The following is a 20691-nucleotide window of genomic DNA, read 5'->3' as shown; positions in this document are numbered from 1 at the left end:
GCCTTACCAGGCGCGCTGATATTGCAGGGGCGCCGTGATCGACACACCCAATTCCTGCGCCGCGCGACGCGGAAAATACGGATCGCGCAGGCTCTCACGCGCAATCAACACCACATCGGCACTGCCTTCGTCGATGATGCGCGCCGCGTGCGTGGATTCGGTGATAAGACCCACCGCGCCAGTCGCCACATCTGCTTCGCGACGAATGCGCGCGGCGAACGGCACCTGATAACCCGGCGCGACCGGAATCTTGACATGCGGCACCAGGCCGCCGCTGCTGGTATCGATCAGGTCGATGCCCAGCGACTTGACCTCCTGCGCGAGACGCACGCTTTGCTCGATGTCCCAGCCGCCCTCGCTCCAGTCGGTAGCGGAAATGCGCAGCCACAACGGCAACGACTCCGGCCACACTTCGCGTACCGCCGCGATCACCTCGCGCACCAGGCGCGTGCGATTCTCGAAGCTGCCGCCGTATTCGTCGGTGCGCTGATTGCTCAGCGGCGACAGGAACTGATGCAACAGATAGCCATGTGCGGCATGCAGTTCGATCAACTGGAAGCCCGCCGCCAGCGCGCGCACCGCCGCAGCGCGGAAATCCGCCACCACATGCGCAATGGCGGCCGTGTCGAGTGCCTGCGGCGTAGACCAGTGGGCATCGAAGGGCACGGCCGAGGGCGCTACCGTTTGCCATGCGCCTGCATCGGCCGCCAGCGGATGACCGCCCAGCCACGGCGCCTGCGTGCTTGCCTTGCGGCCGGCATGTGCCAGCTGCACGCCGGCGATAGCGCCTTGCCCCGTGATGAAACGGGTGATCGGCTGCCATGCGGCCAATTGCGCGTCGTTCCAAAGACCCACGTCGCCTGGCGAGATACGACCCTGCGCCGAGACCGCCGTGGCCTCCGCGATCACCAGCGCCGCGCCGCCCACCGCGCGGCTGCCCAGGTGCACGAGGTGCCAGTCATCGGGCAAACCGTCAGTCGCTGAGTACTGGCACATCGGCGCAATCACCAGGCGATTGCGAAGGGAAAGACTGCGCTGGGCGAGCGGCGTGAAGAGCTTCATGGGGTCAGGTCCGAAGGAGATATCCGCCTCACATGCCGTCGCCATGGCCCCACTTCAAGGCACCCCGACCGCGGATGACGCACCAAGCATCGCCGCGATGCGACGAGCCACGGGCTCCGGATGCTTCATCCAGGTGAAATGATCGGCCCGGCAGCCGTCCAGATCCGCCTCTGTCATCACATCCAGCCGGATGGTGTTGAGCGGCATCTTGCCGAGCAACCATTCCAGCGATGCCTGAGGTCCCAACCAGTCGTCCTGCATCCGCAGCGCGAGCAAGGGCACCTGCAAGGCACGCAGACATTGCTCGACATCATCCGGCATGCCGGCGGCCGCGTAGCGCCCGCTGCGACCGCTGCGCGCCCAATCGGCAATCAGGCCGCGCGCCTCGTTGCCGCCAAAACCGATCCGTCGCCCGGGCAGGTAACCCACCACGCGCGCCAACCAGGGCGCGATCACATAAGCGAGCCAGATCAGACGCGCATACCGAAAACGACGCCAGAACGGCGAGCCGCTCGCGACCACCAGCAAACCGGACACCTCATGCGGATGCAGCGCCGCATACATCGAGGCCATCTGCGCACCCAGGCTATGACCACCGAACCAGTAGCGCGCCTGCGGCACGCGGGCCCGCACGGCGCTCACCCCCGCCGGCAAGTCGTACTGCAACACCTCGCGGTAGCCCCAGTTATCGCGGCGACTCGCGCGGCGATTGCTTGAACCAATGCCACGCCACTCATGAATGGCCACGGCCACACCGTGCTGCGCCAAAGCATGGGCCAGCGCAAGGTATTGCCGTGCCGACACACCCAGTGCGGGGAGCCAATACACCAGTTCGCGCACCTCGCCCGCAGGGCGTTGCAAAAACACTTCGGCGGTCGCGCCATCGGCAGACGTTGCGGGCAAGGCTTCAGGCGGCGGAAGCGTGGATTCCATCGAGGTAGGCACAACCATCCATGCGCGCTTGGTGGGAAAGCATCGCAGGCTAACTAATCCACACGCTGCGAAAAAGCCCGTGAACGAAAAAGGCCGGCTTGCGCCGGCCTTTTCTTCGGTTTTGGAGAGGCGACTCGCTTAAGCCGGAGCCACTTCATCGGCCTGGAGCCCCTTCTGCCCCTGTACGACCTTGAAGCTCACCTTCTGACCTTCTTTCAGGCTGCGGAAACCCGATCCGCTAATAGCCCGAAAATGCACAAAGACGTCCGGGCCGCTCTCGCGGCTGATAAAGCCGAACCCTTTAGCGTCGTTGAACCATTTCACAGTGCCAACTTCACGATCCGACATGACTCACTCCGATCTGCTCGATGCTGAGACAAGTCAGCCTCCCCTTTGGCCGACGGCTTACTGGGCATGCAGGGATCGGCTGAAGCGATGTGGACCTTTCCAGGTCTCGCACCGGGCACGCACGTGACCGAGCAACCACAGTGAATCCAGCATAACGGATTTCTTTTATACAAGTGAATGGGCCAAATCATTTTCACATTTCAACGACATTTGCCCATTTTTCACCCATAAAAAAAGCCAGGCGGTAATGCCTGGCTTTAATTGCGTTAATGAAAACGCTTTTTTACTGCGGGATCACTTCGTCAGCCTGCAGACCCTTCTGGCCCTGCACGACCTTGAAGGAGACCTTCTGGCCTTCCTGCAGGCTCTTGAAGCCGTTGCCCTGGATCGCGCGGAAATGCACGAACACATCCGGGCCATTGTCACGGCTGATGAAGCCGAAGCCCTTGGCATCGTTGAACCACTTGACGGTACCGATCTGACGATCAGACATGGAAATCACTCCGTAGGATTTAAACAGACTCAGCCTGCGCAACATGCGAAGGCCGGCTTACTGGTGTGCAAGGAAACCCTAGGGGTGAGGCGATGAGGCTAGATCGAGATCAGCGGCATCGGGTCACAAAACTCTGGTGACCCCGGCAAACACAGTGGAGCAATCATAGCCTGACAATCGACGCAAGGCGAATACACGCCGCGCGTGAAGCTGAATGGCGCACAACTGCCGAAAGAGCGATTTCGTTTGATTTTCCGCCTCGCTTCTCTTTACATCCGTCTCTTGCGGGTCTGGGACACACGCCTGCGAATGCACTCGGCCCGGAGCATCCAACCCGCCATGACTACTTAAGGAGACGCCCCATGTTTACGAACCATTATCGCCTTGCCCTGCTTGCCCTCTTGGCGGGCGGCTTCAGCCTGGCGGGCTGCTCCACCACGCCGACCTCCTCCAGCGCTGCATCACACGCCAATACCAGTGCCACCGCCACTGTCAGCAATACGAAATCCAAGACAGTCGCGGCACCCAAGAGCGCCGGCAAGGCACTGCCAGAAAATACCGGCATTCCATCCTGCGACGATTATCTGGCCAGCTATGTCGCCTGCCATCGCGCCGCAGGCATTTACGCGCCCGATCAAATTTCCACGCATTACCAAGACATGCGCGATGGCCTGTTGCGCGACTCGCAAGACCCCGCCACGCGCCCGCAATTAGGCGCTCGCTGCACGTCACTCGCCCAACAGCTGAAAACCGCTCTGCACGGCAAGTCGTGCGGACCGATCAACCCCGCCAGCGCGGGCACCGCGGGCTCGCGCTAACCGTTTGCCGCACGCCACGCGGCTCGCAGCCCGGCGGCGATACCCGCCGGGCGGCTCCGTCCCAGGCGAAGCGTGGGCGTGCCGTGCCAACGCGCGCAGGCCAGCGCGGCGTGTGCCAGTTCCTGCAGCAGCCGGTCACCGGGCACTACACCCGGCTCAAGGAACAGCGCCTTGATCTCAAACACGCCCTCGCGACGATGTGCCTTGGCATCCAGGCGGCCGATCAACCGTCCTCGGTGCAGGATGGGTAGCACGTAGTAACCGTAACGACGCTTGGATGCCGGCACGTAGCACTCAATGGTGTATTCGAAGCCAAACAACGCTTGCACCCGTGTGCGATCCCATACCACCGGATCGAATGGCGACAACAAGGTGGTATGCGTGGCGCGCAGCTTGCCTTGGGCTGCGTGCGCCAGTAACTCCGCGTGGTCGGGATGCACGTAGGCCGGCACGGCCCAGTCGGCCACGTTCACCTGCAACAACGCACCGGAGGCAACCAGCGGTGCGAGTTCGCGGTCGGTCACCGCCGGCTTCAGACGATAGTAGTCCGCAATCCAGCGCGCCTGGGTCACACCGAGCGCACGCACGCTGTCCAGAATGAAGCGCTGACGCAAATCCTCGTGTGACCTCGACAGCGGTGTGCCCGTCCACGGTGGATCGAGCTTGGCCAACACGCGTTCGGCGAGATCGTAGACGCGCTGAAAGCGCTCGCGCCGCGTGACCATCAACTCGCCCAGCGCGAACCACGCTTCCAGCCAACGCTTCTCCGGCTTCCATGACCACCAGCCACCGGCGCCACGCTGGGCGCTTTCGAAATCCGCGGCACGTGCAGCGCCATCCGTACGAATGCGCTCCAGCAACGCATCCATGTCCTGGCGATGCTCCGCGTGCATGCGTGCGGCGTTTTTGTATGCCCAGTGCAGCCCACGCTGACTACCCCAGGCCTGATGCAACGGGTAGTCTGCCGCGGGCACGAAGCAGGCCTCATGCGCCCAGCATTCGGCAACGCGCCCGGCCTCCAATGCTTCATCAAGCCACGCCGGCGCGTAATCGCCAAGACGCGAATGCAACACCATGTAGGGACTGCGCGCGATGACGTGAATGCTATCTATCTGCAACAGGCGCATGCGCTCGATGGCGGCAACCACGTCGTCTTTGCGTGCGCGTGCGCGCGGTCGACGCAACAAGCCTTGCGCGGCCAGATGCAAGCACTGAGCTTGCGAAAGAGACAAGGCCGCCGCAGGAGCGCATGAAGGGTTCGACAACGATAACGATGCTTTCACGCGCTCGCGATGCCTCTATTGTCATGCCGTTTAGGCGGCCTTTGTTAGCGTTGAACCCGGCGCGACACAGCACCCGTCCGTGCACTATCGCCTTGAGGTACTTGGTCGCGCACATCCGTCCACGAGCCACGCATTCTGGCATGGAGTTACGACGATGAAATCACGCAAGCCACTTCTTAGTCTGATCACGGCCGGCTCGATGCTGATGGCTGGCACATTGATGGCACAGGATCAATCGATGCCGCCTTCACCGCCGCCACCGCCTCCCGCGCCAGCGGCGCCCATGCCACCTCCGCCACCGGCACCCATGTCATCGGCCGATGGCAATGCGCAGGCCAGCGCACAATTCAACGCGGCGCAAGGCCAGGTCACCATCAACTCGGTGGTGCCTCCGGTGAATCCGGGCCCTGCGCCGAGCTTTGAACAGCTCTCCGGCGGCGGTCGCTTTATCACCGAAGACCAGGCTTCGGCATATCCCTTGCTGGCCAACGACTTCAACTATGTCGACAAGGGACATACCGGACACATCAGCAAGCGCCAGTACGAAGACTGGCTGAACAAGAAATAGCACGAAGCAACCGAAGCGGGCCGCCTCTTGGCAGGCCCGTTTCGTCATACGCAAATCGGGCCGAATCACGCATACTGTCGCACTTCGGTAGGCACGCATGGTGCCGGCACCAGTACGACATGGATGGAGCCCGAGAATGCGACTGACCCCGCTTGCGGCCATGCTGCTTGGCCTGATCTCGATCACCGCACACGCACAGAACCCCAGCCCGATGGATATCCGCGCCTGTACCGCGATCGAAACGGATGCGCAGCGGCTGGCCTGCTATGACCGTGCCACCGGACGCGAGCAACTGCCTGGCGCGCAGAAGAAGATCGAGCCCACCACCGCACAGGCCAGCAGCTCAAACACCGTGTTTGATCGCGGCAAGCCGCGCAACGCTCAGGGCTCATCCACCGAGGATTCCCAGGCCCCCATCAAGGCCATGTCGCTGCTCGACAGTCGCTGGGAGCTGGCACCGGAAACCAAGCTCGGTACCTTCAACCTGCGTGGCTACAAACCCATCACCGTCATGCCGGTGTTCGCCACCAGCAATCAGAACAGCCAACCTTACAGTCCTAACCCGCTCAACCGCGTCGGCACGCCGCAAGAGCTGGACAACATCGAAGCCAAGTTCCAGCTCAGCCTGAAAACCAAGGTCTGGCAGGGCCTCTTCGGCGATGCGGGCGACCTGTGGGTGGCCTATACCCAGTCCTCGCGCTGGCAGGTCTACAACAAGGACACATCGCGCCCCTTCCGCGAGACCAATTACGAGCCCGAAGCCATCCTCACCTTCAATACCCACTACGACATCGCCGGCTGGGATGGTCGCTTGCTGGGCATCGGGCTCAATCATGAATCCAACGGCCGCTCCAACCCGCTCTCGCGCAGTTGGAATCGCGTCATGGGCTACATCGGCTTCGAACGCGACGACTGGACGGTGATGTTCCACCCATGGTGGCGCGTGCCCGAGGGTGGCAAGGACGACAACAATCCGGACATCAGCAATTACATGGGGCGCGGCGATGTGCAGATCGTGCATGAGTGGCAGGGCCAGGAGTTTGGCCTGATGCTGCGTCACTCACTGCGCGGCGGCAGCCAGAGCCACGGCGCGGCGCAGTTTACCTGGGCCTTTCCCATCGCCGGCAACCTGCGCGGCTATATGGAGCTGTTCAAGGGCTACGGCGAAAGCATGATCGACTACAACCACAACGCCACCTACCTGGGCATCGGCGTGACCTTGCTGGACTGGTATTAAGCGCTACCACCAGGTCTGCTTGGTACCGGTAAGAATGCGCAGCATCTGTCCCCGCGCCAACGGCGCCTGCGCCAGCGCGTTGAAGCCGCGATCGCGCAGGCGCGCCAAACCATCGCGCTCCGACTGGAACCATGGCGTGAGCCAGCGGCTGAGGCGCTGGTAGATGGCTACGTGACGCCTACGCGCTCGCGCGTAGGCGGCCAACGCCACGTCCAGATCCGCGTCATGCGCGAGCGAATCCGCTAGCGCTTGGGCATCGAGCAAAGCCATGTTCACGCCCTGCCCCAGTTGGGGACTCATGGCATGCGCCGCATCGCCGATGTACACCACGCGACCACGCACGGGATGATGCAACACCACGTCGCGGTAACGTGCGCGATGTAACTGGGCAGGCGTCTCGATACCGTCCAACAACGGCGCGGCTTCCGGCCATAGCTGGGCGATGCGGTCGCGTACATGCGCCAGCGCCCGCTGATCGAAGGCATCCACGCGCTCGCCAGGCAAGCTGTAATAGAAAGTGAGCCAACGTTCGTCGGTCTCGTCACGACGCCCTACCGGCAACAGCCCGATCATCTCGCGTGTTCCCGCGTAGCGCTGATGCAACACCTGCGCATGCGGCCACTGGCTCGCAGGCAATAGACACCACATGGCGCCCCAGGGATACATTGCCTCGCGCCGGGTTACCCCGGGTTGGCGGCGTAGCAAGGAATGCGCGCCATCGGCGGCGACGATGAGATCGAAAGGCCCGTACTGGCGCCCCTCGCCATCGACAAGAAAGCGACCATCCTCGGAAACGCTCTCGATCCGCGTCCCCGCATGTATGGCATGGCGATCGGCGTAAGCCTGATGCAACAGCGTGAATAGGCCACCGCGCGTCATGCCCAGGCCAAAGCACTCCGGCGCATGGTCGGCGTAGCGCATATCCATCACCGTGCGACCGGCCACATTGCATCCGTAGAGCCGCTCGATGCGCTGGCCCCGCGCCAATGCCTCTTGCTGCAGGCCCAGGCGGGCGAGCACGCCCAGCCCCGTCGGTTGCAACAGGAATCCCGCGCCCACCGGGCCCGGTGCCGGCGCTTGCTCAAATACCGAGAGTGTATGGCCCGCCGCAGCGAGCAACAGGCAGGATGCCTGTCCAGCGACACCGTAACCCACCACGGCGATACGCAGACGTTCCCGCATGACAACTCCTTGTCGGACGGGGCAGACGCCACCGCGAGAGGTGGCGTCCGCGCATCGGATGGCGGCGCCTGGCTCATGGCCGGCGCCGACCGCTCCGCTTAGTGGTGATGGCCACCTTCGCCATGCACATGACCATGGGCGAGCTCTTCCTCGCTGGCCTCACGCACCTGGGTCACTTCGATGTCGAAATGCAGGGTCTGGCCGGCGAGCGGGTGATTGCCGTCGATGTGCACCTTGTCGTTTTCGACCTTGGTCACGGTGACGTTGATGGCGCCCTGCGGACCACGGCCCTGGAACTGCATGCCTGGCTGGATGTCTTCCACGCCCTGGAAAGCCTCGCGCGGCACTTCCTGCATCAGCTCGGCGTGGTGCACGCCGTAGCCCTCTTCCGGGGCCACGTCGACCTTGAACTGATCGCCCACCTGGCGGCCTTCCATCGCCTTCTCCAGGCCCGGCACGATCTGACCCATACCCTGCAGGTACACCAGCGGCTCACGACCCTGCGAGCTGTCGATGACCTGACCCTGGTCGTCGGTCAGCGTGTAATGGAAGGCAACAACGGAGTTCTGTGCGATCTGCATGATGTTCTCGAGTAGGGTAAAAAATGGCCGGCCAGGGCCGGCGCGAGGCGGTAAGGGTATCAGACGAGGCCAGCGGACGCCGGCTAGGCGGCCGTACATCCAATTGGCGATACTGGGCTCATGTACTCGTCGTTCCGCCCGCGGCTTCGCCTGTTTGGCCTCCTTTGGGGCTCCGCCATGGCGATGCTCGCCCCCGCCCTGTCGGCCGCGCCCCAGCCGCCCAGCCACGCGATAGCGCACACCGCCTCACTGGCCGCACAGATCGACAACCTGATCGGCGAACCCCGTTTTGCGGGCGCCGACTGGGGCATCGCGGTGGTGTCGCTGGACACCGGTCGCACGGTGTATGCGCATCATGCCGACCGGCTGCTCCAGCCAGCCTCCACCGCCAAGCTTTTCACTGCGGCCGTGGCGCTGAGCGAATTCGGCCCGGACTACCGCATTCCCACCCGCGTGCTGGCCCAGGGCGACATCCGCAACGGACAGCTCGATGGCCCGCTGATTCTTTACGGCATGGGCGATCCCACGCTGGGCGTCGATGCCGGCACGCTGTCCTGGCCGGATCAAATGGCCGAACAACTGGCCGCCCAGGGCCTGCACCATATCCGTGGCGACTTGATCGCCGATGCCACCTATTTCGCCAGCCCGGTGATGGGCACCGGCTGGGAAGCCATCGACCTGCAAAGTTGGTTTGCGGTACCCGCCAGCGCCTTGAGCGTTGGCGAGAACCAGGTGGAGGTGACGGTAACGCCGGCCGCAATGCCCGGTGCGGCTGCCCAGCTTAGCGTTACCCCCAACAACGCCATTCCGCAGCTCACCAACGACCTCACCACCAGTGCGGCGCGCACGCGCAACGACATCAACTTGTATCGCGCGCCCGGCGACAACGTGCTGTATGCCTTCGGCAACATCGCGGCACGCTCGCAGGCGCAGACCTTCAAGCTCGCCGTGCCCGACCCGGCCCGCTACGCGGGCAGCTTGCTGCGCGATGCGCTGACCCGCCACGGCATCCAGCTCGACGGCAAGCTGGTGTCAATGCAATGGCCAAGGCGCGATACCGCGCTGCAGGCGCCCACCCACGTCCTGGCCCAGGTCCTGTCGCCACCGCTGGGCGAGATCGTGGCGCGCGGCCTCAAGCGCTCCCAGAACCTGTACCTGCAAAACCTGCTGTTGCTCGCGGGCGTGAAGGCACAAGCCGATGCGGAACAACGCGACGGTGCCAATGGCTTCATCACCAGTGAGCGCTGGGGCATCCGCGCCATGCAGCAGATGCTGGAACAGATCGGCATTGCACCCACCAGCAGCCTGATCGAGGAAGGCACCGGGCTGTCGCGGCGCAACCTTGCCACGCCCAACGCCATGGCGCGCCTGCTCACTTATCTTGCCGCGCAACCCTACGCCGCCACGCTGCAGAGCGCACTGCCGGTGGCAGGGGTCGACGGCACCCTGTTGGGGCGCATGCGCAGTACCCCAGCGGAAAACAACGTGCATGCCAAAACCGGCAGCATGGCGTTCGTGCACTGCCTGGCCGGCTATGTCACCAGCGGCGACGGCGAGCGCCTGGCGTTCGCCGTCATGCTCAACAACTACGCCCCACCGCCGGGCGCGCCCAGCGCCACGCGCGACGTAGACGCCATTGCGGTGATATTGGCCGGCTCACGCAGCCGCACAAGCACGCCGACGCCGGTGGCGGCCAATCAGCCTGTCAACTGAGCCTTGAGGTCCTTGCCGATCTTCTCGGGCGTGTCGGTAGGCGCGTAGCGCTTCACCACCTGGCCATCGCGATCGACCAGGAACTTGGTGAAGTTCCACTTGATCGCCTCGCTGCCAAGAATGCCCTTGCCCTCGCGCTTGAGCCACTTGTAGAGCGGATGGGCGCCCTCGCCATTCACTTCGATCTTGGCGAACAGGGGAAAGCTCACCTCGTAGCTGGTCGAACAGAACTGGCGAATCTCCGCCTCGTCGCCCGGTTCCTGGTGGCCGAACTGGTCGCACGGGAAACCCAGCACCACCAAGCCCTGGTCCCGGTCGGCGCGCCACAGCGCCTCCAGCCCGGTGTACTGCGGGGTGAAACCGCATTTGGAAGCCACGTTGACGATCAGCAATGTCTTGCCTTTGTATTCAGCCAGCGAGCGTTCGTTGCCGTCGATATCGCGGGCGGAAAAGTCGTAAACGGAAGTCATCGTAGCGTTCCTCGCCGAGAGATCCCGCAGTGTATTCCCTCCGCCCACGGCGAGGCGAGCGCGCCCGGTGAAGACCCCGGCAGGCACTTGCCGTATGCTTTGCCGCGAGCCGGCCCAGCCGGCAGCCGCTTCCCCGAGGCATCCGCCTCCCCCGGTTCCCCGAAGGTACCCCGTGATCCGATTTCAGGATGTCCACAAGTCCTACCGCGTCGACGGCCGGGAGGTTCCCGCGCTGCAAACCTTCAGCCTGGACATCGCCGACGGCGAGGTCTTCGGCATCATCGGCCATTCGGGCGCGGGCAAATCGACGCTTATACGTCTGATCAACCTGCTCGAACGCCCCTCGGGCGGGCGCATCCTGATTGACGACGTCGACATGACGGCGCTCAGCGAAGCCAAACTACGCCAGCAGCGCCAGCGCATCGGCATGATCTTCCAGCATTTCAACCTACTCGCCTCGCAGACGGTGGCCGAGAACGTGGCGTTTCCGCTGCGCCTGGCGGGTGAAGGCGATGCCGCCGCCATCCGAAAGCGTGTCGACGAATTGCTGGCCCGCGTGGGCCTGAGCGCGCATGCCGACAAGTATCCCTCCCAGCTTTCCGGCGGCCAGAAACAGCGTGTAGGCATCGCGCGCGCCCTGGCCAACCGTCCGTCGATCCTGCTGTGCGACGAGGCCACCAGCGCGCTCGACCCGCAGACTACCGCCTCGGTGCTGGAGTTGCTGGCCGAAATCAACCGCGAACTCAAGCTCACCATCGTGCTGATTACGCACGAGATGGATGTGGTGCGACGCGTCTGCGATCGCGTGGCCGTGCTCGATGCCGGACGCATCGTGGAGAGCGGCTCGGTGGCGGACGTATTCCTGCACCCACGCCATGCCACCACGCGACGCTTCGTCAACGAGGCGCTGCCAGAGGAAGCCGCAGGCGAGCAGGCACCCTATGCCCATGTCGAAGGCCGCATCCTGCGCCTGTCGTTCCGTGGCGAGGCCACCTGGACCCCTGCGCTGGGTAGGGTCGCGCGCGATACCGGAGTGGATTTCAACATCCTCGCCGGGCGCATCGATCGCATCAAGGACCTCCCCTATGGCCAGCTCACGTTGGCCATGCAGGGCGAACGCGTGGACGACGCCCTCGCCAGCCTGCGCCAGGCCGGCATCGAAATCGAAGAAATCACCGCATCGTCGCCGGAGAATCGCTCGTGACCGTCGCCCCGCTGCAAAGCCTGTTTCCCAACATCGATGACTGGAGCGAGATCGGCCAGGCCTGCATCGACACGTTGCTGATGTTGGGCGGTTCCCTGCTGCTCACCGTCGCCGTCGGCCTGCCGCTGGGCGTGCTGCTCTATCTCACGGGCAAAGGCCAGTTGCGCCCCATGCCCAAGCTCTACGCCGCGCTGTCGCTGGTGGTGAACATCCTGCGTTCCATCCCCTTCATCATCCTGATGATCGTGCTGATGCCGCTCACCTATGTGCTGGTCGGCACCAAGCTGGGCATCCGTGGTGCCATTCCGCCTCTGGTGATCGGCGCCGCACCGTTCTTCGCTCGCCTGGTGGAGACCGCCCTGCGCGAAGTGCAGCGCGGTGTTATCGAAGCCAGCCAGGCGATGGGCGCGAGCACCTGGCAGATCGTGCGCCTTGTATTGCTGCCGGAAGCCCGCGCCGGCCTGATCGCCGGCATTACCGTCACCGCCATTGCCCTGGTCGGCTATACCGCCATGGGCGGCGCCATCGGAGCGGGCGGCCTGGGCGATCTCGCCTATCGCTACGGCTACCTGAGCTACAAGTCCGATTACATGTTGGTGACCGTGGTGCTGCTGATCGTGCTGGTGCAGATTCTGCAGATGCTCGGCGACCGCATCGTGGCGCGCTACAGCCAACGCTGAACGCCGTTTTTTGCATCCGGCGGTATGGATGGCTATTCTTGTGCACCGCATCAACCGTGCCTTATGACGAAGATGAATAAGCTCATTGCCATTTTTTCCGCCCTGCTCCTGCTGGCAGGCTGCTCTTCGTCCACTGGCAACGGTGGCGAAGCCGCCAGCCAGAAGCTGGTGGTAGCCGCCACGGCGGTGCCGCACGCGGAGATCCTCAAGCAGGTCAAGCCGATCCTCGCCAAGGAAGGTATCGACCTGGAGATCAAGGTGTTTGCCGACTACGTGCAGCCCAATGTGCAGGTGCTGGAGAAGTCGGTGGATGCCAACTATTTCCAGACCAAGCCCTACCTGGACGCCTTCAATCGCGAACGCGGCACCAACCTCACCATCGTCACTGGTGTGCACATCGAGCCGTTCGGCGCCTACTCGCACAAGATCAAGTCGATCGACCAGCTGCCGGACGGTGCCTCGGTCACCCTGCCCAACGATCCCAGCAACAATAGCCGCGCGCTGCTGTTGCTCGCCAAGCACGGCCTGATCACGCTGAAGGATCCCAGCAACGAGTTGTCCACCCTCAAGGACATCACGGCCAATCCCAAGCAGCTCAAGTTCCGCGAGCTGGAAGCCGCCATGCTGCCGCGCACGCTGGACGAGGTAGACCTTGCCCTGATCAACACCAACTACGCGCTCGCCGCCGGCCTCAACCCGACCAAGGACGCGCTGCTGATCGAGGACAAGGATTCGCCGTACGTGAACTATCTGGTGGCCCGTCCGGACAACAAGGACGACCCGCGCATCCAGAAACTCGCCAAGGCCCTGACCAGCCCCGAGATCAAGGCGTACATCGAACAGAAGTACCAAGGCGCGGTGCTACCCGCGTTCTAAAGGCTCCGCTCGGCCAACGCGTGAACGTCCATGACGCCGCCTTTCCTTGGAAGGCGGCGTTTTTTTAGGCCTTAAGCCCTCTTCGCCACGGCGCGTTGCGGTGTAGCCGGTGTCCTGGAGGTAGCACTTGGCGGATCTGCCTGGAGGCAACCTTCGGCGCCTGTATCCGCCCTGTCGCCACGCGCCCTTGAAGGCCCTTTCCCTGGGTTACGTCTCGTTGGGCCAGCAAAGAAAAGTGGCCCGAGCGCCGGCAGGCGATCGGAACGCCCGCCGCGCAGGGGGCAAGCTGACGCGTACATCACATGGTAAGGACGCGCCACTCGGTGCCTTGCCGAAGGGCAGACACTTCACGCCGGTATTCGCGCACCGACCCAGCGCGTACCCCACGGCATCACACCAGCGCCGGCTCCGCCGGAATCTCGAACACCTGGCGCAGATAGGCCACGTAGGCGCTGTCCTCGCACATATTCTTGCCGGGTGTATCGCTGATCTTCGCCACCGGTTGACCATTGCAACGAATCATCTTGATTACGATCTGCAACGGCTCCGGCCCCACGTCGTTGGTGAGATTGGTGCCCACGCCGAAAGCGAGCTGGCAACGTCCGTGGAAATGCTGGTACAGGCTCATCACCTTGGGGATATCCAGGCCATCGCTGAACACCAGTACCTTGGTGCGCGGATCGACGCGATTGGCGCGGTAATGCGCCAGCACACGCTCGCCCCAGGCGAAGGGTTCGCCCGAGTCGTGACGGGTGCCGTCGAACAACTTGCAGAAGTACATGTCGAAATCGCGCAGGAACGCGCTGAGTCCATACACGTCCGATAGCGCGATACCCAGATCGCCGCGATATTCGCGGGCCCAGGTTTCCAGCGCAGCCACCTGCGAATCGCGCAGGCGCGGCCCCAGCGCCTGATGCGCCTGCAGGTACTCATGAGCCAGGGTCCCCAGCGGCGTCAGGCCAAGCTTCCATGCCAGCCACACGTTGCTGGTACCCGTGAACTGGCCCCCCAGCCCGTCGCGCAGGGTGGTCGCCACTTCCTCGTGCCAGGCACGCGAAAAGCGACGACGCGTACCGTAATCGGCGATGCGGCAAGCTTGATAGCCCTCGGTGTCACGCAACAGGGAAATCTTTTCACGCAGGCGCCGACGTCCTTCGGAAAGATCCAGCCCCGGCTGCGTATTGCGGAAATACACCTCATTGATGATCGCCAGCAGCGGCACTTCAAAGAGGATGGTGTGCAACCAGGGGCCGCGGATATGTATGTCGATCTCGCCGGGCCCGTCCTGCGCGGGACGGATCTCCACATACTTGGCGTTGAGCTGGAACAAGCCAAGGAAGTCCACGAAGTCGCTCTTGATGAAGCGCCAGCTGCGCAGATAGGCCAGCTCGTCCTCGCTGAAGCGCAACGTGCACAACGCCTCCAGCTCGGCGCGTATCTCATCGATATACGGCACCAGGTTCACGCCCGGGGTGCGGCACTTGAACTTGTATTCCACCTGCGCGGCCGGATAGTGATGCAGCACGACCTGCATCATCGAAAACTTGTACAGATCGGTATCGAGCAGGGAGGTGACGATCATGAGTCGCTCATGCGCCGAGGGCGCCAGGGAATGGAGTGACGTCGATTATCCCGCCCCAACAGGCTGCGAGCGAGCCCACGGATGCTGCAGGCAAATAAAAACCCTGGTAGCCAGGGGAGGGGCTACCAGGGTTTTGTCAGGCCGGTCCCAAAACAAAGAGGGGAAAAGGACCGACCCCTCAGTGATGCGATACCGCTACACCACTTCTTGTCGCCGTCACGGCGATACGGATACTTAGTGTGGCTCGCCCGCCGCTAGTTCAAGGCCAACACCCATTCCGTTCAGGTTTTGGCAAGCTGGCGGCCCGGGCGGCGGACCCTACCATCGCCGCGTCGTGTTACAGGAACATCTCATGCGATCAATGCTGTGCCTGCTATCTCTCTGCCTGCTTTGCCTGGCGCGGCCCGCGCAGGCGGCGGAGCTGAGCGTTGACCTGGGCCATGACGTGCATGCCTACCGCACGGAACAGCTGCTGCAACGCCCGGAGGTACGCAGCATCGAGATTCCCGCGGACGTGGCCTACCACCAGGCCATGCGCTATCGGGCCATCCCTCTGAAAGTCCTGTTGAACGGCGTGAATGGCGACGACACCCTGCTCTTTGTCGCCAGCGACGGCTTCGCCGCGGAGATCCCCGCCGCCCTGCTCCTGCACCCGCATGGCTCGCAGGCGTGGCTCGCCATCGAGGAGCCCGCCCACGCCTGGCCTGCGCTGTCCGAAGGCAAGCCGAGCGCCGGCCCGTTCTATCTGGTGTGGACCGATCCGGAGGCCATGCGGATCGGCCCTGAGCAATGGCCTTTCCAACTGGCCGCCATTCGCCGCCTTGCTCCGGTGGCCGAGCGCTTCCCCGCGATCCGTCCAGGCACCTCGCCGGGCGATAGCGCAGTGAACCGTGGCTTTGCGGTATTCCAGCGCACCTGCTTTGCCTGCCATACGCTCAACGGCCAAGGGGATGCGCGGCTCGGGCCCGATCTCAATATCCCGCATAACCCCACCGAATATCTGCGCGCCGATCTGCTGCGCGCCTATATCCGGGACCCGCAATCGCTGCGGCAATGGCCGCAGGCGCGCATGCCGGGCTTTAACCAGCAAGCCCTCTCCGATGCCGACCTGGACGCCCTGCTCGACTACCTGCGCCACATGGCCGGACGCAAACGGCCGCCGGCTCAAGCCGATGGGGCGCCGTCCGGCAAGTAACGCTGCAGTGCCTGCTCGCGCTGTGCCGGCGGTAGTCGCGCCAGTTCGCGCACGCTGGCATAGAACGCGGGCCACTGCCCTTCGGCCTGCTTGAAGATCGCCGCGAAAGCGGGCGTCCAGTGATCGTAAAGACCGAACGGCAGCAATCGTGCGTTATTGATTGGCCCCGCTACCCATGCGTCGTAACGATGATCGTTCGGCCATTGGCTATCGCGCCAGTGCGCGTAGCGAACGCGGAAGTCGGCAATCTCGCGCTGTTTGCCCGACGCCATCGACGCCGCATCGAGGCCGCTGGCATAGAGCGTCTTGAGGCGATCGCGCAGTTCCAGCACTAATCGCGTAAAGCCATCGGACATCGTGCTCTCCGCGCCGTCCTGCGGCGGCAATCCGCGCGACTGACGCCACTCGCGCAATCCTTCCGCCTGCACAAAACTGGCGAATGACTCGTTGAAGGCGCTGTCGTCCTTCACGTAGATCAGCTGATGAGCCAATTCGTGGAAGATGGTGCCGGCCAGCTCATCGTCGTCCCAGCGCATCATGCTGCTCAGGATGGAATCGGCGAACCAGCCCAGGGTGGAATACGCCGGCACACCGCCGACGTAGACATCATCGCCGGCCGCCTCCAGATGCGCCGCCTCGGCCTGGGCCTTGTCGTGGGAAAAATAGCCGCGATACGCCACGCAACCGGCGAAGGGAAAGCAGTGCTGGATCGGCGCAATCGAATAAGCGGGCGTGGCAAAGACATTCCACACCACGTAGGGCCGGTCCAACTGCACATAGCTGGTGTAGCTGCGGTTGGCCGGCAAGCCCAGATGGGCCGAGGCGAATCCCCGGGCCTCCTGCGCCAGTTGCAGACGCTGCTTCAGCGCAGGATCGGTGGCCGGATCGGCCACCACCGTCGCGACGTCGCGACGGTGCGCCACCAGTTGGCCCTGGCCCGTCGCCACATGCGCGTAATAACCCACGGTGCTGCACGCCGAAAGCAACAGACCCACGGCCGCCACGGCAATGGGTCTGAGAAGCTTCCAGCAAGACGACATGATGGTGAACAACCTCATGCCGCCATTGTGCCCTTAAGTTCAGTGGCCGTGACCGCTCCAGGAGCCGTGACCACCGCTCCATCCGCCATGCCCGCCACCATGACCGCCGTAGTAGCGACCACCCCGACCGTAGTAGCGGGAACCTCCATACCAGAGGCCGCCGATACCGATGCTCACCGAGGGCGCATAACAACAACCGTAGCCGTAATAGCCCGGGTAGTAGTACCCCGGCGCGGCGTAATAGCCGCCGCTATAGGTAACGCCCGAGCCGTAATAGGCATCACCACCACTGTAGGTGGTCACCGGGCGGACATAGCTGTAATCAGGGTAGTAATAACAACCGGACAGCGCCGCGGTAGCAGCCACCAAGGCAAGGCCGGCAAGCATGCGTTTCATGACCAAAACCTCTGGGAGGGATAGCTACACGCTAGTCCTGTTGCACTAAGTGCGCACTGAATGCAGCGGCCATGCCTGGAAGGCGTTTACCTGCCAGCCATACGCCCCTCCCGGTGGAAGGTGAACCGCTGAATGCTCAGTCCGAGCCGCCCCGTTCAGGCGGCTGGCGAATGTGACCAAGCACTCCGCCCTGAACACCCAGATCGTGGGAACCTGGATCGTTCGGCTCATTGGCGGGTGCCGACGATGCGCCCGGCCATTGCGGCCCCTGCCGTACCCGCTCCTGCTTGGCCTCCAGCAGCGCCTGGATATGCTCGACCGCTTCCTGCGGACTGATTGGGTGCTTGACCGGCTTGTGGGCCGCGGGTTTGCGTGGCTTGGCGGAAATCGGCTTGGCGACCACGGTGGCGCGCTTGGCGACAGGCTTGGGCGCTGTCTTCCGGGCCACACGTGGTGCGCTGGCGGGTGTGCGCGTCACGTTCTTGGCTGCCGCCTTCTTGGCCGGCGCCGTCTTGCGTGCCACCGGCCGCTTGGTGGTGATGGTCTTGCGCGTCGCGGGCTGGCCGGCAGCGGCTTTACGTGCCGAGGTCTTGGATACCGCCCGCTTCCGCGCCGGGGCTTTCTTGGCGGCCGTCTTGTGCGCCGTGGTCTTACGCGTCACGGTGGACTTGCGCGCGGTTTTGCTGGAAGCACTTTTGCGCGTGGCGGGTTTTCGCGCGGGGGTTTTGCGGGCAGTGGTTTTCGGCGAGGTCTTGCGAGCTGCTGTCTTGCGGGCGGTGGCCCCTTTGGCAGCCGATTTGCGCGTCGTAGCCATGCGTCTTCTCTCCTGCACTGATGGGAGGACGCCCGACGCCCTGCTCGTCGGACGTCATGAGAATTAGCACCGCAAAGATGTATCTCCGGTGAGCAGACGCGTGCATCTGCTCACCCATGACACCTCAGAAGCGCGGCTGAGCGAGCTGCCCCAGGAAGTGCGAGAACACCTCCGGACGAATCAGCAAGGTAAAGGCCACGCCGAACGCCGCGCCCCACAAATGCGCGCTGTGATTCACGTTGCCCTGCCCGCGCCGGTCCATGTAGATGGAGTAACCCAGATACAGCACGGCATAGACAATGGCCGGCATCGGCAGCACAAACACCACGATGCGCGACCACGGCGCCAGCAAAATGTATGCAAACAACACCGCCGAAACGGCGCCGGAAGCGCCCAGGCTGCGGTAATTGCTGTTGTTCCGGTTCTTCAGGTAGGTCGGCAGGATCGAAACCACCAGCGCCACGATATAGAACAACGCGAATCCCAACGCTCCCAGGCTCGCGGTGTAGAAGCCCTCCATCGCGCGCCCGAAAAAGAACAGCGTGATCATGTTGAACAGGAGATGGTTGAAATCCGCGTGTACCACCCCGTAGGTCACCAGCCGGTGGTATTCCCGGCTGCGGGTGATGGCCGGCGGCCAGAGGATGAGGTCATTCATCAGGCGGGCGTTCTTGAACGCCATGAACGAAACAACACAGGTAATGGCGATGATGATCAGGGTGATCATGCAGGTATCCGTACAGCCAAAAAGAGACAAAGAATCCGCATCTTGGCGGTGAATGGCCGACTTGTCGACACCGCGTCCCGCTCAACAGCCCCCTTCTGGCGGCCGTTCCGCATTATCATTCGCCGCTTCACGCGTCTTCCCCACGCCTGTCTGATCAATCCCCATGTCGATTCGTTACCTGCATCTGGACGTCTTTGCCGCCACCCCGGGCGGCGGTAACCACCTGGGCGTCGTCACCGACGCCACCGGCTGGAGCGACGCCCGCATGCAAGCTTTTGCCCGTTGGACCAATCTGGTCGAAACCACCTTTCTGCTGCCGCCCACCCAACCAGGCGCCAGCTACCGTGTGCGTATCTTCACGCCGCACAAGGAAATTCCCTTTGCCGGTCATCCCAGCATCGGTAGCGCCCATGCGGTGCTGCTGTGCGACCTGGCCCAGCCGGTCGAGGGCGTACTGTGGCAAGAGTGTGGGGCCGGCGTGCTGCCTATTCGCCTGGAAGGTGACGGCGATGCACGGCGCCTGCTGCTCAAATCGCCGCACGCGACGGTGGAGAAGACCGGCCTGGACGCCCACCCGCTCTTGCCGCCCGCCTTGGCGGGTATCGGTCTAGGCACGTTGCCGCCAGCCTACGTGGCCGGTGGTCGCCACTGGTGGCTGGCCGAATGCGCCGATGAGGAAAGCCTGCGTCGCTGGCAGCCCGACCACGCCGCTATCGGCGCACTCGCCCTTGCCACCGATAGCCTCGGCCTGTGCGTATTCGCGCGCAGTTCGCATCCGGACTACCAGCTGGTGGTCCGTGCCCTGCCCGCGGGCGTAGGCATTGTCGAGGACCCTGCCTCGGGCGCCGCCAACGGCCTGATCGCGGCCTATATCGCTCACGCCGAGCCGCACGGCTCGCTGGCGCGCGGCTACACCGTCAGCCAGGGGCGCGAGATTAGTCACGATGCCAGCCTCAGCGTGCGCATCGACGGCAATACCGTCTGGATCGGTGGTCACACCAACACCATCATTGACGGCGTGCTGCACTGGAACGGCGCCGCGTGAACGCCCAGGCGCAGATCTGGGTGGACGCCGATGCCTGCCCGGCCGCGATCAAGGAAGTGCTGTTTCGCGCGGCCGAACGCGAGCACGTCAACGTCACCCTGGTCGCCAACCAGTGGCTGCGCACGCCGGCCTCGCGTTTCGTGCGCGCCATCCAGGTGCCGGGCGGCTTCGATGTGGCCGACAACGAGATCGTCGAGCGCGTCAACGCAGACGATTTGGTGGTAACCCAGGACATCCCCTTGGCCGCCGCAGTGATCGCCAAGGGTGCGCTTGCCATGCATCCGCGTGGCGAGCTGTATACCGCCGACACCATTGCGCAACGCCTGGGCATGCGCAATTTCATGGACGAACTGCGCGGCGCCGGCGTCGACACCGGCGGCCCCGCCGCCTTTCATCCGCGCGACAAGCAAGCCTTCGCCAATCAGCTCGATCGCTGGCTAACGC

Annotated in this window: 23 protein-coding genes; 10 read left to right on the top strand and 13 right to left on the bottom strand. The window is 63.7% G+C overall.

From position 1 onward, the window contains the following. Nucleotides 1–3: 3 nt before the first annotated feature. From JHD67_RS14805 to JHD67_RS14790, 4 genes are all read right to left on the bottom strand, one after another. A complete protein-coding gene (locus tag JHD67_RS14805; protein WP_199099993.1) occupies nucleotides 4–1062 on the bottom strand; it encodes an NADH:flavin oxidoreductase/NADH oxidase in 1059 nt (352 codons plus the stop codon). Nucleotides 1063–1116: 54 nt separating this feature from the next. Continuing rightward, nucleotides 1117–1995, bottom strand: a complete 879-nt coding sequence (locus JHD67_RS14800) for an alpha/beta fold hydrolase (protein ID WP_233171915.1) — start codon at nucleotides 1993–1995, stop codon at nucleotides 1117–1119. Between the two features lie 138 nt (nucleotides 1996–2133). Further along, entirely contained in the window at nucleotides 2134–2343 is a 210-nt protein-coding gene (locus tag JHD67_RS14795; RefSeq protein WP_019465668.1) for a cold-shock protein, read from the bottom strand. Nucleotides 2344–2626: 283 nt separating this feature from the next. Beyond that, nucleotides 2627–2836, bottom strand: a complete 210-nt coding sequence (locus tag JHD67_RS14790; protein WP_038616297.1) for a cold-shock protein — start codon at nucleotides 2834–2836, stop codon at nucleotides 2627–2629. Nucleotides 2837–3198: 362 nt separating this feature from the next. Between JHD67_RS14790 and JHD67_RS14785 the strand changes: the two genes are divergently transcribed. After that, nucleotides 3199–3654, top strand: a complete 456-nt coding sequence (locus tag JHD67_RS14785) for a hypothetical protein (RefSeq protein WP_199099991.1) — start codon at nucleotides 3199–3201, stop codon at nucleotides 3652–3654. Here the strand turns inward: JHD67_RS14785 and JHD67_RS14780 are convergent. Continuing rightward, nucleotides 3651–4886: a crosslink repair DNA glycosylase YcaQ family protein gene (locus tag JHD67_RS14780; RefSeq protein WP_233171914.1), complete on the bottom strand. Its 1236-nt coding sequence runs from the start codon at nucleotides 4884–4886 to the stop codon at nucleotides 3651–3653. The genes JHD67_RS14785 and JHD67_RS14780 overlap by 4 nt on opposite strands. A gap of 205 nt (nucleotides 4887–5091) precedes the next feature. Between JHD67_RS14780 and JHD67_RS14775 the strand changes: the two genes are divergently transcribed. Continuing rightward, complete coding sequence (locus JHD67_RS14775; protein WP_199099990.1) at nucleotides 5092–5505, top strand: hypothetical protein; 414 nt, start codon at nucleotides 5092–5094, stop codon at nucleotides 5503–5505. Nucleotides 5506–5641: 136 nt separating this feature from the next. Further along, a complete protein-coding gene (locus tag JHD67_RS14770; RefSeq protein WP_233171913.1) occupies nucleotides 5642–6742 on the top strand; it encodes a phospholipase A in 1101 nt (366 codons plus the stop codon). Between the two features lie 3 nt (nucleotides 6743–6745). Here the strand turns inward: JHD67_RS14770 and JHD67_RS14765 are convergent, their stop codons facing one another. After that, a complete protein-coding gene (locus JHD67_RS14765) occupies nucleotides 6746–7924 on the bottom strand; it encodes an NAD(P)/FAD-dependent oxidoreductase (RefSeq protein WP_199099989.1) in 1179 nt (392 codons plus the stop codon). A 98-nt stretch (nucleotides 7925–8022) separates the two neighbouring features. Continuing rightward, nucleotides 8023–8505, bottom strand: coding sequence for a peptidylprolyl isomerase (locus tag JHD67_RS14760; RefSeq protein ID WP_233171912.1), 483 nt, complete (start codon nucleotides 8503–8505; stop codon nucleotides 8023–8025). A gap of 177 nt (nucleotides 8506–8682) precedes the next feature. Between JHD67_RS14760 and dacB the strand changes: the two genes are divergently transcribed. Then, the gene (gene dacB / locus JHD67_RS14755) at nucleotides 8683–10218 is read left to right on the top strand and encodes a D-alanyl-D-alanine carboxypeptidase/D-alanyl-D-alanine-endopeptidase (protein ID WP_233171911.1); all 1536 of its coding nucleotides are present in this window, start codon (nucleotides 8683–8685) and stop codon (nucleotides 10216–10218) included. On the opposite strand, the gene JHD67_RS14750 is transcribed toward dacB, so the two are convergent. Beyond that, the gene (locus JHD67_RS14750; RefSeq protein ID WP_199099987.1) at nucleotides 10203–10688 is read right to left on the bottom strand and encodes a glutathione peroxidase; all 486 of its coding nucleotides are present in this window, start codon (nucleotides 10686–10688) and stop codon (nucleotides 10203–10205) included. The genes dacB and JHD67_RS14750 overlap by 16 nt on opposite strands. A gap of 172 nt (nucleotides 10689–10860) precedes the next feature. Between JHD67_RS14750 and JHD67_RS14745 the strand changes: the two genes are divergently transcribed. The 3 genes from JHD67_RS14745 (at nucleotide 10861) to JHD67_RS14735 (ending at nucleotide 13448) form a co-directional block, all read left to right on the top strand. Then, complete coding sequence (locus JHD67_RS14745) at nucleotides 10861–11892, top strand: methionine ABC transporter ATP-binding protein (protein WP_199099986.1); 1032 nt, start codon at nucleotides 10861–10863, stop codon at nucleotides 11890–11892. After that, nucleotides 11889–12572 (top strand): methionine ABC transporter permease, encoded by a 684-nt coding sequence (locus JHD67_RS14740; protein ID WP_199099985.1) that lies wholly within the window; start codon nucleotides 11889–11891, stop codon nucleotides 12570–12572. The genes JHD67_RS14745 and JHD67_RS14740 overlap by 4 nt, the downstream gene beginning before the upstream one ends. Nucleotides 12573–12644: 72 nt before the next feature. After that, the gene (locus tag JHD67_RS14735) at nucleotides 12645–13448 is read left to right on the top strand and encodes a MetQ/NlpA family ABC transporter substrate-binding protein (RefSeq protein WP_199099984.1); all 804 of its coding nucleotides are present in this window, start codon (nucleotides 12645–12647) and stop codon (nucleotides 13446–13448) included. 391 nt (nucleotides 13449–13839) lie between these two features. Here JHD67_RS14735 and pncB read toward each other — a convergent pair whose 3' ends face one another. Next, the gene (gene pncB / locus JHD67_RS14730) at nucleotides 13840–15030 is read right to left on the bottom strand and encodes a nicotinate phosphoribosyltransferase (RefSeq protein WP_199099983.1); all 1191 of its coding nucleotides are present in this window, start codon (nucleotides 15028–15030) and stop codon (nucleotides 13840–13842) included. Between the two features lie 352 nt (nucleotides 15031–15382). Here pncB and JHD67_RS14725 point away from each other — a divergent pair, with 352 nt between their 5' ends. Beyond that, nucleotides 15383–16225, top strand: coding sequence for a cytochrome c (locus JHD67_RS14725; RefSeq protein ID WP_233171909.1), 843 nt, complete (start codon nucleotides 15383–15385; stop codon nucleotides 16223–16225). On the opposite strand, the gene JHD67_RS14720 is transcribed toward JHD67_RS14725, so the two are convergent. From JHD67_RS14720 to JHD67_RS14705, 4 genes are all read right to left on the bottom strand, one after another. After that, nucleotides 16195–17265 carry an aminopeptidase gene (locus JHD67_RS14720; RefSeq protein WP_199100008.1) on the bottom strand — a complete coding sequence of 357 codons (1071 nt, stop codon included), beginning with the start codon at nucleotides 17263–17265 and terminating at the stop codon, nucleotides 16195–16197. The two genes, JHD67_RS14725 and JHD67_RS14720, sit on opposite strands and share 31 nt — an antisense overlap. A 39-nt stretch (nucleotides 17266–17304) precedes the next feature. Continuing rightward, nucleotides 17305–17661: a hypothetical protein gene (locus JHD67_RS14715; protein WP_199099982.1), complete on the bottom strand. Its 357-nt coding sequence runs from the start codon at nucleotides 17659–17661 to the stop codon at nucleotides 17305–17307. A 136-nt stretch (nucleotides 17662–17797) separates the two neighbouring features. Then, nucleotides 17798–18475 (bottom strand): histone H1-like repetitive region-containing protein, encoded by a 678-nt coding sequence (locus JHD67_RS14710; protein WP_199099981.1) that lies wholly within the window; start codon nucleotides 18473–18475, stop codon nucleotides 17798–17800. 124 nt (nucleotides 18476–18599) lie between these two features. Beyond that, nucleotides 18600–19202 (bottom strand): rhomboid family intramembrane serine protease, encoded by a 603-nt coding sequence (locus JHD67_RS14705; protein ID WP_199099980.1) that lies wholly within the window; start codon nucleotides 19200–19202, stop codon nucleotides 18600–18602. Nucleotides 19203–19365: 163 nt separating this feature from the next. Between JHD67_RS14705 and JHD67_RS14700 the strand changes: the two genes are divergently transcribed. Further along, complete coding sequence (locus tag JHD67_RS14700) at nucleotides 19366–20247, top strand: PhzF family phenazine biosynthesis protein (protein ID WP_199099979.1); 882 nt, start codon at nucleotides 19366–19368, stop codon at nucleotides 20245–20247. After that, nucleotides 20244–20691 (top strand): YaiI/YqxD family protein (locus JHD67_RS14695; protein ID WP_199099978.1); only part of this gene is annotated, 448 nt, incomplete at its 3' end. The genes JHD67_RS14700 and JHD67_RS14695, both read left to right, overlap by 4 nt.

The organism is Dyella sp. ASV21, assembly GCF_016428975.1.
Classification (GTDB): domain Bacteria; phylum Pseudomonadota; class Gammaproteobacteria; order Xanthomonadales; family Rhodanobacteraceae; genus Dyella.
The sequence above is the reverse complement of the archived record's forward strand: the minus strand, read 5'-3'. Positions and strand labels throughout refer to the sequence as shown.

Excerpts from the sequence above, each read along its gene's own strand:
- JHD67_RS14805 (WP_199099993.1), bottom strand. The coding sequence starts at position 1,062 with ATGAAGCTCTTCACGCCGCTCGCCCAGCGCAGTCTTTCCCTTCGCAAT.
- JHD67_RS14790 (WP_038616297.1), bottom strand. The coding sequence starts at position 2,836 with ATGTCTGATCGTCAGATCGGTACCGTCAAGTGGTTCAACGATGCCAAG.
- JHD67_RS14750 (WP_199099987.1), bottom strand. The coding sequence starts at position 10,688 with ATGACTTCCGTTTACGACTTTTCCGCCCGCGATATCGACGGCAACGAA.
- JHD67_RS14770 (WP_233171913.1), top strand. The coding sequence starts at position 5,642 with ATGCGACTGACCCCGCTTGCGGCCATGCTGCTTGGCCTGATCTCGATC.
- JHD67_RS14725 (WP_233171909.1), top strand. The coding sequence starts at position 15,383 with ATGCGATCAATGCTGTGCCTGCTATCTCTCTGCCTGCTTTGCCTGGCG.
- JHD67_RS14765 (WP_199099989.1), bottom strand. The coding sequence starts at position 7,924 with ATGCGGGAACGTCTGCGTATCGCCGTGGTGGGTTACGGTGTCGCTGGA.
- JHD67_RS14760 (WP_233171912.1), bottom strand. The coding sequence starts at position 8,505 with ATGCAGATCGCACAGAACTCCGTTGTTGCCTTCCATTACACGCTGACC.
- JHD67_RS14785 (WP_199099991.1), top strand. The coding sequence starts at position 3,199 with ATGTTTACGAACCATTATCGCCTTGCCCTGCTTGCCCTCTTGGCGGGC.
- JHD67_RS14715 (WP_199099982.1), bottom strand. The coding sequence starts at position 17,661 with ATGAAACGCATGCTTGCCGGCCTTGCCTTGGTGGCTGCTACCGCGGCG.
- JHD67_RS14700 (WP_199099979.1), top strand. The coding sequence starts at position 19,366 with ATGTCGATTCGTTACCTGCATCTGGACGTCTTTGCCGCCACCCCGGGC.
- JHD67_RS14735 (WP_199099984.1), top strand. The coding sequence starts at position 12,645 with ATGAATAAGCTCATTGCCATTTTTTCCGCCCTGCTCCTGCTGGCAGGC.
- pncB (WP_199099983.1), bottom strand. The coding sequence starts at position 15,030 with ATGATCGTCACCTCCCTGCTCGATACCGATCTGTACAAGTTTTCGATG.
- JHD67_RS14720 (WP_199100008.1), bottom strand. The coding sequence starts at position 17,265 with ATGTCGTCTTGCTGGAAGCTTCTCAGACCCATTGCCGTGGCGGCCGTG.
- dacB (WP_233171911.1), top strand. The coding sequence starts at position 8,683 with ATGGCGATGCTCGCCCCCGCCCTGTCGGCCGCGCCCCAGCCGCCCAGC.
- JHD67_RS14705 (WP_199099980.1), bottom strand. The coding sequence starts at position 19,202 with ATGATCACCCTGATCATCATCGCCATTACCTGTGTTGTTTCGTTCATG.
- JHD67_RS14775 (WP_199099990.1), top strand. The coding sequence starts at position 5,092 with ATGAAATCACGCAAGCCACTTCTTAGTCTGATCACGGCCGGCTCGATG.
- JHD67_RS14795 (WP_019465668.1), bottom strand. The coding sequence starts at position 2,343 with ATGTCGGATCGTGAAGTTGGCACTGTGAAATGGTTCAACGACGCTAAA.
- JHD67_RS14800 (WP_233171915.1), bottom strand. The coding sequence starts at position 1,995 with ATGGAATCCACGCTTCCGCCGCCTGAAGCCTTGCCCGCAACGTCTGCC.
- JHD67_RS14710 (WP_199099981.1), bottom strand. The coding sequence starts at position 18,475 with ATGGCTACGACGCGCAAATCGGCTGCCAAAGGGGCCACCGCCCGCAAG.